This window comes from Paenibacillus sp. RC73, from assembly GCF_044908085.1.
Lineage (GTDB): Bacteria > Bacillota > Bacilli > Paenibacillales > Paenibacillaceae > Paenibacillus > Paenibacillus terrae_A.
This window is the reverse complement of record NZ_JBIYCV010000025.1, coordinates 1-13,580: the sequence shown is the minus strand read 5'-3', so window position 1 is coordinate 13,580 and position 13,580 is coordinate 1. Positions and strand designations below refer to the sequence as shown.

13 protein-coding genes are annotated in these 13,580 nt (G+C 41.9%); 9 read left to right on the top strand and 4 right to left on the bottom strand.

Annotation, left to right across the window (positions count from 1 at the left end; genetic code table 11):
- Window positions 1–257: 257 nt before the first annotated feature.
- Window positions 258–683, bottom strand: coding sequence for an exosporium protein C (locus ABH897_RS27250; RefSeq protein WP_075154545.1), 426 nt, complete (start codon window positions 681–683; stop codon window positions 258–260).
- Between the two features lie 516 nt (window positions 684–1,199).
- Between ABH897_RS27250 and ABH897_RS27245 the strand changes: the two genes are divergently transcribed.
- The 4 genes from ABH897_RS27245 (at window position 1,200) to ABH897_RS27230 (ending at window position 3,756) form a co-directional block, all read left to right on the top strand.
- The gene (locus tag ABH897_RS27245) at window positions 1,200–1,748 is read left to right on the top strand and encodes a GNAT family N-acetyltransferase (RefSeq protein WP_404580599.1); all 549 of its coding nucleotides are present in this window, start codon (window positions 1,200–1,202) and stop codon (window positions 1,746–1,748) included.
- A gap of 86 nt (window positions 1,749–1,834) precedes the next feature.
- The gene (locus ABH897_RS27240) at window positions 1,835–2,392 is read left to right on the top strand and encodes a hypothetical protein (protein ID WP_404592977.1); all 558 of its coding nucleotides are present in this window, start codon (window positions 1,835–1,837) and stop codon (window positions 2,390–2,392) included.
- Window positions 2,393–2,567: 175 nt separating this feature from the next.
- The gene (locus ABH897_RS27235) at window positions 2,568–3,101 is read left to right on the top strand and encodes a YfiT family bacillithiol transferase (RefSeq protein WP_404592976.1); all 534 of its coding nucleotides are present in this window, start codon (window positions 2,568–2,570) and stop codon (window positions 3,099–3,101) included.
- Between the two features lie 187 nt (window positions 3,102–3,288).
- On the top strand, window positions 3,289–3,756 hold the full coding sequence (locus ABH897_RS27230; RefSeq protein ID WP_283652650.1) for a DUF2691 family protein: 468 nt from the start codon (window positions 3,289–3,291) through the stop codon (window positions 3,754–3,756).
- Window positions 3,757–4,074: 318 nt separating this feature from the next.
- Here the strand turns inward: ABH897_RS27230 and ABH897_RS27225 are convergent, their stop codons facing one another.
- The 3 genes from ABH897_RS27225 to ABH897_RS27215 form a co-directional block, all read right to left on the bottom strand.
- Window positions 4,075–5,757: a type 2 periplasmic-binding domain-containing protein gene (locus ABH897_RS27225; protein ID WP_404592975.1), complete on the bottom strand. Its 1,683-nt coding sequence runs from the start codon at window positions 5,755–5,757 to the stop codon at window positions 4,075–4,077.
- 104 nt (window positions 5,758–5,861) lie between these two features.
- Window positions 5,862–7,472 carry a response regulator transcription factor gene (locus tag ABH897_RS27220; RefSeq protein ID WP_283652647.1) on the bottom strand — a complete coding sequence of 537 codons (1,611 nt, stop codon included), beginning with the start codon at window positions 7,470–7,472 and terminating at the stop codon, window positions 5,862–5,864.
- A gap of 243 nt (window positions 7,473–7,715) precedes the next feature.
- A complete protein-coding gene (locus ABH897_RS27215; protein ID WP_283652646.1) occupies window positions 7,716–9,515 on the bottom strand; it encodes a cache domain-containing sensor histidine kinase in 1,800 nt (599 codons plus the stop codon).
- 157 nt (window positions 9,516–9,672) lie between these two features.
- Between ABH897_RS27215 and ABH897_RS27210 the strand changes: the two genes are divergently transcribed.
- From ABH897_RS27210 to ABH897_RS27190, 5 genes are all read left to right on the top strand, one after another.
- Entirely contained in the window at window positions 9,673–10,623 is a 951-nt protein-coding gene (locus tag ABH897_RS27210) for an ABC transporter permease (RefSeq protein ID WP_404592979.1), read from the top strand.
- A gap of 16 nt (window positions 10,624–10,639) precedes the next feature.
- Window positions 10,640–11,512 carry a carbohydrate ABC transporter permease gene (locus ABH897_RS27205; RefSeq protein ID WP_404592974.1) on the top strand — a complete coding sequence of 291 codons (873 nt, stop codon included), beginning with the start codon at window positions 10,640–10,642 and terminating at the stop codon, window positions 11,510–11,512.
- A 589-nt stretch (window positions 11,513–12,101) separates the two neighbouring features.
- The gene (locus tag ABH897_RS27200) at window positions 12,102–12,686 is read left to right on the top strand and encodes a histidine phosphatase family protein (protein WP_044649242.1); all 585 of its coding nucleotides are present in this window, start codon (window positions 12,102–12,104) and stop codon (window positions 12,684–12,686) included.
- A gap of 262 nt (window positions 12,687–12,948) precedes the next feature.
- The gene (locus ABH897_RS27195) at window positions 12,949–13,191 is read left to right on the top strand and encodes a hypothetical protein (RefSeq protein WP_044647366.1); all 243 of its coding nucleotides are present in this window, start codon (window positions 12,949–12,951) and stop codon (window positions 13,189–13,191) included.
- A 23-nt stretch (window positions 13,192–13,214) separates the two neighbouring features.
- Window positions 13,215–13,541, top strand: coding sequence for a retroviral-like aspartic protease family protein (locus ABH897_RS27190; RefSeq protein WP_404592978.1), 327 nt, complete (start codon window positions 13,215–13,217; stop codon window positions 13,539–13,541).
- Window positions 13,542–13,580 lie beyond the last annotated feature (39 nt).

Here is a 13,580-nt window from a genome sequence, read left to right as displayed (position 1 = left end):
TTTTGAGGCTATGACCTCGTGCGCAACCCCATCGTACCGAGGCGCTCGTTTTTATGCAAAGAGCAAATTATTTGTTTTACAGGAATTCTAACGGGGCAGTTATGCTTAGTGAAAATGAGCAAAAGCAGCCCATCCTCTGACGAGGAACGAGCTGCTTATTACTTTTCTAGCTCTTTTTCCATCTTGGAGTACCTATTTCCTCAAAATTGAGGTTTTACAGGGCTATCATTCAAGTGCTGAAAACTGCAAATATGGTATTAGGTTCTCGTTTTAACGGCTAACCCACTAAACGATACAGGCCCAACAACATCGGCTCTTGTATTTGCAGTAAGGTTTTCTGCTGTGACTGTGTAAACATGGGCACCGGCTATTACATTTCTATCTTCCGCCTGGAACGTAACTGCATAATTTTGTTCAGAACCAGCAGATTCGATACCTTGTTGGGTGTTGAAAATCTCTCTTCCATCGCGGAAGATTCTAAAGAGTATTTGCGCAATGCCAGTGACACCTCGAACACCCACAGTTGCTACTAAATCTACCCGATTAGGTTGAGAATTGACTGGAATACGTAAAGTGATTGTTGCAAGGCGAGATCTTGCTGGTGAACGTCGGATAATAAATGAGTTTGCTAAGTTGAATCTACGGCGCGGCTGTACGGCAGCTTTATCGAGAATACGTACCAAAATATCAACTCCTCTTGTTTGATATCTCCAAGATATGTTGGACACAAAGAGAATGATTGGACAATTATGTAAGATGCTTTGATTTGAATCAAATACATTATGAACAATGGTAAAGAGCAAATTACAGGTGGGGGTGAATAATTGTAAGGGGACGTACAAGAAATCCTAACCTACTACGTACTTCATGACTGTAACGTTACTAAATAATTATTATCCACCAGGAGCGCCTCAGCAGACATAGAATGACGTTAACGGGAAACGATAGTTAAAAAAATGATTTTGTATTTCGAAGAAGGCGCTGACATCCTATAACATAATATTCGCGCTGTGGCCGTTGGCCTTGATCTGCTAGGAGTTTTTTCGAAGAAGAGGAGTCAGGCAGATACATCCATTCCCCTAAGATAGGAACTATCTAAGAGAAATGGACGTAGTGAATACGAGAACGTTAGACGTAATTCCTAAAAAAATAATTAATGAACTGACTATAAGATCATTTCAATTAGGGGAAGATTCGTAATGATTATTAAACCAAATGACTTTAATGTGAAAGAACTAAAATATCGTATTAGATCTACAGCAGTTGAAGATGCAAAAAGCTTGTCTGAACTACGATTACAAATTGATAGCGAGACAGAAAATATGGACAGAGAAAGTGGAGAAGAATTTATTGACGCCTCCGGATTTGAGGAGATAATTAAAACAGATCAAGAGAGTCCAAGGAACCTATTCTTAGTTGCTGAAATTGAAAATCGCATTGTTGGTTTTTCGCGGTGCGAAGGAACAAATTTAAAGCGACTATTGCATAAAGTGGAATTTGGAATATGCGTACTAAAAGAATTTTGGGGATATGGAATTGGAAAGAATCTATTAAGAGAGTCTATAATATGGGCTGATTCAGTTGGTATACAAAAAATGGTATTGAACGTGTTAGAGACAAATGAGAACGCAATAGAATTATATAAAAAACAAGGATTTGAAATTGAAGGAGTATTAAAACATGATAAGTTGCTTACTGATGGTAGACTATACAGCAGCATTGTAATGGGTAGATTTAAAGAAAAATAAAACAAATGTTAGCAATTCATAGGAGTCAGGAACTACGCATAACATAATATTCAAGCTGCGGCTCTTATGGAGCCTTGGTCTGCGAGATGGATTTCGGGGAGGGATTTCAGCAGACAACTCCTGACGGGGTTCATGAATACAGAAACGTTATGCGAAACCTCAGTAAATTAAATAGGGTACATGGAAGTGAATTGATGGAGGGACCAATCATAACTTGTATGAGTATAGGCGTTTATGCTCATGCACTTAGAAGAGGCAATAAATACATCGTAAAAAATGAGGACAGGGATAAGTATAGAATCATTGGAAATCACGGGAAAGCAGTTTGGATATCAAAAGCATTTTTTATTGAAGGAAATATAGAAGTGCCTTATTTAGAAACATGGAAGTTTGAGGATAATCCAAAGGAGTTTGATTTGGTGGAGGTGACCCTTACTTTTTCGGATGGAAGTGAACGGTGGAGTTTGGTGACAACCCCTCAAAAATTAGTGAATTACTTTAAAAAAGAAATGGAATCACCAGGATTTAATATTAAACATCTAATTATAACGAAAACAATGGACCACGACGATATTGAAAAAACATTGAAATATTTAGAGGTAAATGATGGATTAACAGAAGCAAGCAAACCTTTGGAACGTTGATTCGGAGAGGACAGAGGAATTGCATAACATAATATTCAAGCTGCGGCTCTTATGGAGCCTTGGTCTGCGAGATGGATTTCGGGGAGGGATTTCGGCAGACAACCCCTGACGGGTTCATGAATACAGAAACGTTACGCGTAATTACTGCAATTCTAAAGAAGAGAGGAGAAATACAATGGATCAAATCAAATATCCGATTGGTCAATTTCAACCCAAAAACAATCTTTCAAATGATGAAATAATATATCTTATTAAACAAATTCCTGAACTAATTAAGCGACTAAATACATTGCTGATTGGTCTCGAACAATACCAGTTGGAGACTCCGTATCGGCCGAACGGTTGGACAGTAAAGCAGGTCATACATCACTTAGCTGATAATGATATGAATGCGTACCTGAGATTTAAAAGAGGATTAACTGAAAATAATCCATTAGCAAACACATATCGAGAAGATTCGTGGGGAGAATTAATTGATTACAAGAAGTTGCCCGTAGAGAATTCGCTATCACTTATTGAAATATTGCATCATCGCTTTTTAGTGTTGCTGAAAGAACTTAGTATAGAAGAGTATAAACGGACTATACAAACCGAAGTATTAGGAATAATTACATTAGAGACAGCTATACAAAGATTTATTTGGCACCACAAACACCATGCATCCCAAATCGAAAACCTAATAAGAAGAGAGAAATGGAAAGACATATAAGAAAGAGGGTAATTGTAAGGAGTTCAAAGATGGCAGTAACAACGCATAACATAATATTCAAGCTGCGGCTTCTGATGGAGCCTAGGTCTGCAAGATGGATTTCAGGGAATCATTTCAGCAGACAACCTCTTCGGGGTTCATGAAAACAGAAACGTTATCAGAAATCTGCGTAAAGATGGTGAAATAAATGAAAAGAGGCATTTGCTTTGAAATTCCAAACTCATATGGCAGCTTTCTTGGAGAAATATTAAAACCAATCGGAATAACTTCCTTCAATTGGTTTATTGGAGGAGAGGAATCTTATTTAATAGTTGATGATAAATTAGGAGATAGTCTTTTTCCAGAAATGATGATTGGAATGAAAGGAGAAGAACTAAAACAGATTATTGAAAATAAGAAGTACTACTTAATATTTGCGAATTTAAAGGCGTATCCATTAGAAACAAAAATAATTGATGTAATGTCATATGAAGAATATTTATTGAGTGAGTGCCAATTAGTTCTCCTTGTGATTGATAGTGTGTACATAGCAGTCTATTGTAAAGACCATAAAAAACTTGAAGACTTATATGAACACATAAAGAGACAGGGATTTGAATCTCTTGAATATATAACTGATGAAAATGATACAAGGACAAGACTATCTATTTGGTGATTAAAACAAAAATTGATTTTTGCGCTTCTTTCTATTCAATAACAATATGTTCCCCACATTAATTGAAGGTGGTGGTGATAAAAGAGTTTATAAAATTTCTACTAATACAAGTGAAAAGATTATACTTACAAGGATTACAGGATAGCATTCTGCTCGCGGTTTCCTTGCTGAGTAAGTCTATAGTCTATAGGGGCAGAAGGCGAAAGTGAAAGGCCAAATGCCCATCAAGCGCAGCGATCTTAAACTAAACCAAAACAAGCCGAAGCGACAAAAACACACGCTTCGGCTTGTTTTATATTTGTTTCTTATTTTTATCCCTTACTTCCCACTCACCGACTTAAACCATTCATTCACTTCTTGCGTAATCTGGTCACCGCCATTGGATTTCCAATTGGCTACAAATTGGTCAAAGGCATCGATCGGCAGCTTGCCGTAGATGATTTTGTTGAAGGTTTCCATTTCGGACTGGCGAAGCAGGTTCCATTTGGATACCATCGTTGGTGTCGCAGCACCGGTGAAGTAGTTTTGCTTGCGAATGTCTAATTGCGACATGACTACCTTGGCTGCGGCCCAGTTTTCGGGTTTGCGGAACTCGGCCATTTGTTTCTCATAAGGGGTTTCTGGCGTCTTCCCATCAGCCAGTTTAACGAGTGTCTTCATGTACAGATCCGGGATACGTGCCGGGCCCGTCAGGAAAGGGAACTCGTTGGAGAAGTCTTTAATCTTCTCTTTATCACTGGTCGGTTGTCCGTCCACGATGTCCCAATCGTAGCCTTTGGCGAAGCCGTATTCATATTTACTGCCAGCGGCCGGGTTAGCCAGGTTATCGAGCAGATAGTTATAGTACAGGAAAATGGCTTCAGGATGCTTCGCGTCCTTGTTAATCATAATACTGGCGTTGACGCCGGCGTTCTGCCATTTCGTACCGATGAGTCCATCTGGACCTTTTGGGACTGGATAAGCTTTAATTTTCGCTCCAGGCACATTCTTCAACAGATCGGGGGCTGGCCAGTCTGGAATCCAGTTGGATCCGGGCAGAATACCTGCGGTGCCTTTCGTCCAGCTCTCCGCAGATTTACCTTCATCCCACAGGGCGGAGTCGGTATGAATATAGCCTTTTTCCATCCACTCACTAAGCTTCGCGAGTGCCTGCTTTGCACCTGGATTAATGGAGCCGTACTCCAGATTGCCATCGGCGTCTTTGTTCCACTGCTCCTGGACCGTGCCGTATGCTCCGAATAACCAATCGAGTGAGCCCATCCAGGTGTTTGTATTATTTTTCAAAGAAATTGCGAGTGGAAAAACTTCATTAGGTGCTAAGCCATCCGGGTTCTTGTTCTTGAATTTATCCATGATATTTTCAAGATCCGCGATGGTTTTGGGAGCTTCCAGATTCAGCTTTTCCATCCAATCTTCCCTGAGCCACAGCAGCGTGTCGTCATTATCTGTGTATTCCAGGATCGGCATATTGTATTTCTTGCCGTCCTTGGTGAAAGGGTACCATAGCTCCGGATGCGCTGCCGCGTGGTCTTTCAGAATTTTATTTGCATACTTGTCGAACAACTCATCGATGGCAATGAATTGACCGGAATCAATAAGTTGATTGGTCAATACCGCATTGGTGGGTACCGAAACGAAATCAGGCAGCTTCTCGCCAGAGGCAATGGCCAACTGAAGCTTTTGTTTGTATTGATCATCATTGGCCGGATACCAGGTATCTTTATGCTTCATGCCCAGCGTTTCCAGCATCCACCGATCGTGAACGTTATTTTCTTTGGTGTCCCCTTGAACATATTTCTTCGGCATCAACACCGAACTGAACTCAATGGGTGGATCGTATTTCCCTTTTGCAAAAGCAGCTTCTGCTTCGGGTGAACCGACCGCCGCCGGCGTATTATCGTTCGTGGCATTCTCATTGGATGTTTCGCCATTGCCACAGGCTGTAATTGTGATAAGTGCGATGACCATGAGCAGCGACCACCATGCTTTGAATTTGATCATTCTTCAATCCCCCTACGGTGTATGATCTTTACAAGTGTAACTGTACCAAGTCGGTGGGGATGGCATCTATATGAGTTTTTTAGTTTCGATAGGACTCTATCATGCTATTTATGATGGTCTCTGTACTCCTGCGGCGTGACCCCAAACTGGCGTTTGAACACCTTGATAAAATAAGCAGGGTCCATATATCCAATCTCCATGCTGATTTCATATACTTTTTTGGTGGTCATTTTCAGCTTGTGACAGGCACGATCCATGCGCAGGCGCGAGATATAATCACTTATGCCTTCACCAGTTTCAATCTTATAAATCTTGGACAAATGGGTCGGATGCAGATTGACATGGTCGGCCAGTACACGGAGGGAAACATCCAGATGCAGGTTTTTATCCGTAAAATCCTGAATCTTCTTCACATACTCGGAACGTATGTCTTTGATTTCGTTGGACGTGCCTTCCTTGAGTTTGCCGAGCACACTAAGCGACCATTTTCGCAGTTTACTGATGGTGGAGAAAGCTTTCCCGCTCTGCAGCCACTCCATATCGCTACCCATTAAGGTAGCCAGAGTAAGCCTATTTCGGTGTGCGAGATTGGTGAAAGAAGCCGTAATTAAAAAACCTGCCTCCATACAATGCTCCCACGATTCCGACCATTTCTCATCCAGCTCCTCACAGACGGCTACTATTTTTTCTTCTGCGGCATCCCATTGCCCGCTTTCCAACAGATGAATGAAAGAGGGCGGAGTATACAGGACATCCAGGGGGCCTTGCGCTGCGGGCGTTTCCACGTCACTGACCCGCATCACGAATTCGCGCTCATCTCCGACAATTTGCCGGAAATAAGCCGAGGCCTGCCGAAAGCGGTCATATAGCAGTTCTGGAAACGGGAACCACTCGGTGATGACGATGGAGAGGGAACCCTTCAGGAACTGCTTGACCTTAGACTGAAGCTGCACAGAAAGCTTCTCCAGTATAGTTTCTTTTCCAATGTCGGTATCGTTCTCTTTAAGTTGAATCAGAAACACCAGATATCCATGTTCCTCCTTCACGCCCCAGACTTCCATAAACTCACCCATAATCTCTTCAGCCATATTGCTGACTGCATATTCGATCAAGGTTTGATCGTTGTTGTCATAGTGCCTGAATTCTTCTTCCATACGTACAAGCATTAACGCGTAATCTCCGTCGTGGAAGGGCAGATCGTAATTCGCAAGTTTCCGTTCCCATTCGCCGGCTGCGAATCGATGTCCCTGTAAGGCCTCAAGGAGCAGTCGACCACGTAAATGGGGCAGATTCTCCCGAAGGGTAAACTGGGTTCGTTTAAGTGAGCTTATGAGCTCCCATTCTGTGTTTAATTGATCAATGGCCTTTTGAACGGCGCCCATCAATTCATCGTCAGTCGGTGGTTTCAGCAAGTAATCAACGGCCTCGTACTGGATGGCTTTTTTGGCGTAATCGAATTCGGAATATCCGGATAAAAGAATACACTTTATTTTTTTGTCACGGACTCTGATCCGTTCGATCAGTTCAATACCTGTCATTTCGGGCATCTGAATATCCGAGATCACAATATCAATGGGGTGCGTATCGATAATTTGTAGTGCTTCATGTGCTGAGTAAGCTTTATGCACATGTTCAATCCCCAGCGTGTGCCAGGGTTTGGTCATGGAAAGGTTATCTACCCAGTGTGCTTCATCGTCTACGATGATCATCTGCATGTTATTTGTCTCCTTGATGGTTTGTATATATAAGTTGAACGAATGATTTTACACGGGACCACTGCGCGGTCAGAACCACCTTCCGATCGCTGTTATCCCCAGATTTTTTGAATCCCTTACAAAAGGGGAAATCCGGAGATAAGCCTATGCTTCCGATGTAGCTTTCTTTCAGAAAGCTTTTAGGCGAACGCTTTGCTTCTCCAGATTTGTTCTGCCCTCTCCGTTATCGTGTAAATGTTTAGTTCAACTTATATCGTTATGATTTTCTTCCTCTGTTGGAATCTCCCAGATGATCTCTGTTCGGAATCCGCCGAGCGGGGACGGCTTGAAAATAAGGCATGACTGATTGCCGAATAGGTGCATGATCCGCTGGTTCGTATTCCAGAGACCACAGCCCATCTCCTCCTGCAGCGGCTGCTGCATTTTACGATTCAGAGCTTCCAACTGATCCGGGCTCAGGCCGGGTCCGTCGTCATCAATGTAAATTTTGCAGAAACCGTCCGAGCTTTCCCCGCTAATTCGGATTTCACCAGATGAATACGACTTCGCTACGCCGTGAATGACCGAATTTTCCACAATCGGTTGAAGCATTAAACGTGGAACAGACTGGCTAAGCATATGCTCAGGGATATCGATATGATATTCAATTCTCCCATTGCGCAGCTTTTGGATATCCAAATAGTTGACGAGCAGCTTGATTTCTTCCTTCAAAGAAGACGTTTCTCGTTCCACTCGGGTGGTATAGCGATAGTACGCACTTAAGTTATAAGCCATAGAGATGACCGCTTCTTCATCCTTCATCTGGGCCATATTGATGATATAGCCAAGGCAGTTATACAGAAAATGGGGATTGATCTGCGCCTGCAGCTGCTTCAGCGTGGCTTCCCGGGCTCTGATCTTTTCATGAAATACATTCTCGATCAGATCTTGAATTTGATGAGACATATCATTAAATCGATGAAACAGAAATGAGAACTCATTCTGATCCTTGCTATGCAGACGTACGGAATAGTCTCCCCGCTGCACACGCTGTAAGCCCTGGATCAGCTTTTTGATCGGATATTGAACGTTTCTGTACAGTAGTATTGAAGCGGAAATGCCCACAACAAATAGCAGAACCATAAAGAGATAGAACAGGTTCCGACTGAGTGAAATGGGTTGCAGGATCTGATAGAGTGGGACCACATCTACTAAATGCCAATCCAAATATGAAGACTTTACAGAACTGACCAGATAGTTCTTCCCATTCAGCTTCACGACATCCGGTGTAGTGTCCTCCGGGGAGTGAGTATCCAGATAACGAATGAGTTCTTCGGATAGCTGCTTGTCTGCACTGCGGTTCAGAATGGGCGAATTCCCTTTGTGATAAAAGAAGGGATCGCCTTGTCCACCTTTCTTGTACGTGTCCAGCATGTTCTGAATGTTCTCATAACTGAAGCTGGCTTCAATCACCAGGTTGCTTCCCGTCAACATCCCCGGCTGGGCCAAGGAATCGGTAAAGAACCAGTAAAAGGATTGAAGCTCCTCTTGAGATTCCGCACCATGATCACCATATGTCCATTGGCCACTCATATTTCTTTTTAGGTAATTCTCATCATACCCTGATGATCTGTTGTAGTTGGCGATGACATCTTGGTTCTGCTGTGAATACACAGCATATCGGGTGGGCCATATATCTGTGACCCCGGATTGAAGCATCATCTTTTCCTGAATGACATATCGGGTCTGCATCTGGTCATAAAGATCATCCCACATGTTCAAACCATTGAATGCTCTGACATTGGGATCTCTAGAGAGAATAAGACTGAAATCCATCATCTGATTAATGCGGGAATCGATCTGACTGGATAAAAACGTGAGCTGTTTGGTATTGGATATTTGCAGCTCTTTGCTTACGACATCGTAGGTGACATTGTTCGAGTAGGTATACATGATAATAATGGGGATGAACAAAACCACGATTAAGCAGTTTATTTTGGCAAACAGACTAAACCGGGATCGAGCCGTTCCTTGGAATAATATAAAGCGCTTCCATAAATTCATAAAAGTCTCCTTCAATCGATATTCCTAACAAAACCATATCCACCCTAACAATGTTATATAGTCAGACCTGAGGATTGCCTGATACTATTTATAGCAGAGATCCCCATTACACACAAAAACTTTCTTTTGGGAACAGGAGAGCGCTATGGAGGCTAATATGGAGGCTAACCGGGTGCCGCAGGCGAACATTGGGAGCAAGCCGAATAGAAGAAAAAAGAAAGTCTATAAACAACCATGGATTCTCCACTTGATGGTGTTGCCGGCGGCCATTATGGTTTTTATTTTTTCGTATATTCCGATGTCCGGGATTCTTATGGCATTTCAAGACTATAAACCTGCACTGGGTTTTTTCAATTCTGAATGGGTCGGACTGAAGCATTTCAGGCACATGTGGGAGAATGATTATTTCCTGCAAATTACGTGGAATACGCTGTTTTTTGCCTGCTCCAAAATTGTAATGAACCTGATTATTCCGTTTATCTTCGCCTTATTGTTGAATGAGGTCAGGAAGATGGCGCTCAAAAGAACCATTCAAACACTCGTGTATCTTCCGCACTTTTTGTCTTGGGTTACGCTTTCAGGCATTCTGATCGATATTCTGGCCCAGACAGGGATCATCAATCAATTCCTTTCCTCTGTATTCGGCATCAAGCCGATTTTCTTCCTGGGGGATGGCAACTGGTTCCGCTTTACGATCATTGCAAGTGATGTCTGGAAGGAGTTTGGCTTCAACACGATCATTTTCCTGGCGGCACTGTCCGGTATTAATCCGTCACTCTATGAAGCGGCTGAAGTGGATGGGGCGGGGCGCTGTAAGCAGACGATGTATATTACCATCCCGGCGCTTATTCCGATTGGGATCGTGATCGCAACCCTGGCACTAGGCAATGTGCTCAATGCAAACTTCGATCAGATCTTTAACTTATATAGTCCATTAATCTATCAGCAAGCAGATATCATTGATACCTTTGTGTACAGGGAAGGTCTGCTTAGTGGGCAGTTCAGCTTCGCTACCGCCGTGAATTTATTTAAATCGGTTATTAGCTTAATCCTGATCGTGATCTCATACCGACTGGCCTACCGATTCGCGGGGTACAGAATTTTCTAGAAAGGATGACGAGTCGATGTACCATAAAACGATTCCATATCGAGTATTCAGCATATTCAATAATGTGTTCCTGACCATCCTTTCGCTGCTCTGCTTGCTGCCTTTATATCACTTGCTCATGGTATCTCTTAGCGCATCCGCACCTGCCAATGCCGGACTGGTTACGTTCTGGCCGATTGGCTTTACGCTTGAAGCCTATGCTAAGACGTTTGATAATGCCAATTTCCTCTCCTCCTTGTGGGTGTCTGTGGAGCGGACGGTACTTGGAACGGGACTTGCGTTAGTGGTAAATACGATTGCAGCGTATGCGCTCTCCAAGGAGACGCGAGTCTTCCGTGCACGCAATATCTACCTTTGGTATTTTGTCATCACCATGTTATTCAGCGGTGGTCTCATTCCGGGCTACATTCTGATTCTGAAGCTTGGACTGATGAATACATTGCTGGCGTTGATTCTGCCTGGATTGGTTGCGGTATTTAACATTATTCTGCTGCTTAATTTCTTCCGTACCGTACCCAAGGATCTGGAGGAAGCCGCTTTTATTGATGGGGCGGGGCATTTGCAGACTTTTATCAAAATATATTTGCCCGTCTCCATACCCGTCATTGCCACGGTTTCCCTATTCATGATGGTCGGACATTGGAACTCTTATTTTGACGGGATCATCTATATTCGAGATTCAGAAAGGCTTCCGCTGGCGACATTTATGCAGACGATTATCGTTCAGGCCGACATGTCCAAGCTCGACCCGGAAGCCGTCGCCAATCTGTCCCAGCGAACCATTCGGGCCTCGCAAATCTTTATCAGTGCACTGCCGATCCTGCTCGTGTATCCGTTTCTGCAACGTTATTTTGTGACCGGGATCGTGGTCGGGGCGGTAAAAGAATAATAAATCTACCTATTGAAATAGGGTTTGAAAAGGGAGTTACTGAACTAGTCCGAGACTAGGCCATGTAACTTCTTTTTTAGTAACGTAGAGGTGGGGGAGAGTAAAACTCAACGCTTAATTTAGTAGTAGTTATAACGCAGCGCTATAAGCATGCCAGCACGAAAAATATCCAGCGTATTCAGAGCCTGCTGGATCACATGGATATGGAAGCTTGAGCACTCTGCTTAATATTCCTTTTCCACCAATTTTTTCTTCGCAAGTGGAACTGAGTGAGTTATCATATATGTAGTTCAGATACTAACTTGAAGGTGCAGTATTTACGAAGTACATAGATTAGATGTTAGTTGAAATACACGCAATGATGAAATGAGGGAATGAGATGCCAGAATATTCTCAAATCCAAACCTATATAAAAGTGCGATCAAAGTAATATAAAAGAGATCATGGCTTGACTTTATAATCGCATTAAATGACTGTGGGATTAAAGACGCTGATAAGTAATGAGCAAACTGCCATCTTGTATCATTATCAGCGTTAGGTGAAACCATAGCTATGAATATATCAATTGAATGTTATCCTGGGGGCAAATATGAAAACATATATTTACTTTGTTAGACATAGTGAATCATCCAAATCGGAAGGAAATGAAAGAACTCGAGGATTAACTAAAAAAGGAAAGTTTGATTCCCATAGAATAACCGAACTGCTGAAGGATGAAGGAATTAGTGTATTTATTTCAAGTCCATATATTCGAGCAATCCTAACAATTGAAGAGTTGGCACAACAAAGTGATAAAGAGATTTTAGTGTTTGAAGATCTTAAAGAACTTGTATTTTCAAGAGAGGATACGATTATTCCAGACAAAGAAGTATACTCACTCGTAAGTAAGATGTTTAAAGACCCTTATTATAAGGAACCTTTTGGTGAGTCCATAAATGACTGTCAAAGACGATCTGTAACAAGATTAAAAGAAATAATAATGAACTATAAGGGGCAGAAGATAGCAATAGGAACACATGGGTTGGTCATGATATTAATGATGAGATACTTCGATGATCAATACGGGTATGAGTTCTTAATGAAAACCTCAAAACCAGATGTATATAGAATGGAGTTCAACGATGAAGAATTAATAGATACTCAAAGAATATATAAAGAAGTGAATTGTGGGTGAATTCGAGGAAGGCTGTGATATCATATAACATTGCATCCAACGCTGCGGGCCGAGACAAACTCGACCCTTGGTCCGGAAGAGGCATTTCAGGGAAGTGGATCCACCGGACACATTCAATCGGCTAAGTGGCAGAGCCACCCGGACCTGCGGTCCTTAAGCCGCTTGGACGTCGTGAATACAGAAACGTTGAGTGAAATTCTATTGAAAGCCACTAGCCAAATAAATGATATAATACAATTAAAAACGTTTGGAGGGATTAATCGTGAAGTGGCAGGAAGTACAACAAATCTTTCCGAATCAATTTGTGAAGTTCGAAATTATTCATTCTGAAGAGAAAGATAGTCAAGAATTCATAGATGATGTTGCTGTAATTGGCCCTGTGAGTGATGAAGAAGCAACTAAAGAATTATTGAATAGCAAAGAGAAGACCTTGATTTATCATACTTCTAAGGATCGGGTTATAGTGAAAGTTCGGAAGAATGTTGGTCTAAGGAGATATCTATAAATGAAAATTGAGTATAAAGATGGATTATTATTTACGGAATAACCATTCATTATAATGGACAGAAGAAAGTAATAAATAATGTAGTTATTGATACAGGAGCAAGTCATACATTGATTTCTCAGGATGAAGTGGATGATATTGGAATTCGAGTCGGCTTAGAAGATGACATTATAACCAGTTATGGAATCGGAGGTAAAGAACATGCATTTACCAAAACGATAGAGGGGATACAGGTAGGAGAATATATCTTAAGGGATACCCCAGTAGACTTTACTTCATTTAGATATCATAACATTGGATTGTCAACAGTAAATCAAACAACTTTTTTAAGGGCTGCAAGGCGATACTGAATAGGCGTCATATAGCCTAAAGTTCCATGAATGCGATGT

Coding starts and splice junctions, on each gene's coding strand:
- ABH897_RS27245 (WP_404580599.1), top strand. CDS start 1,200: ATGATTATTAAACCAAATGACTTTAATGTGAAAGAACTAAAATATCGT.
- ABH897_RS27240 (WP_404592977.1), top strand. CDS start 1,835: ATGGATTTCGGGGAGGGATTTCAGCAGACAACTCCTGACGGGGTTCAT.
- ABH897_RS27235 (WP_404592976.1), top strand. CDS start 2,568: ATGGATCAAATCAAATATCCGATTGGTCAATTTCAACCCAAAAACAAT.
- ABH897_RS27230 (WP_283652650.1), top strand. CDS start 3,289: ATGAAAAGAGGCATTTGCTTTGAAATTCCAAACTCATATGGCAGCTTT.
- ABH897_RS27225 (WP_404592975.1), bottom strand. CDS start 5,757: ATGATCAAATTCAAAGCATGGTGGTCGCTGCTCATGGTCATCGCACTT.
- ABH897_RS27220 (WP_283652647.1), bottom strand. CDS start 7,472: ATGCAGATGATCATCGTAGACGATGAAGCACACTGGGTAGATAACCTT.
- ABH897_RS27215 (WP_283652646.1), bottom strand. CDS start 9,515: ATGAATTTATGGAAGCGCTTTATATTATTCCAAGGAACGGCTCGATCC.
- ABH897_RS27210 (WP_404592979.1), top strand. CDS start 9,673: ATGGAGGCTAACCGGGTGCCGCAGGCGAACATTGGGAGCAAGCCGAAT.
- ABH897_RS27205 (WP_404592974.1), top strand. CDS start 10,640: ATGTACCATAAAACGATTCCATATCGAGTATTCAGCATATTCAATAAT.
- ABH897_RS27200 (WP_044649242.1), top strand. CDS start 12,102: ATGAAAACATATATTTACTTTGTTAGACATAGTGAATCATCCAAATCG.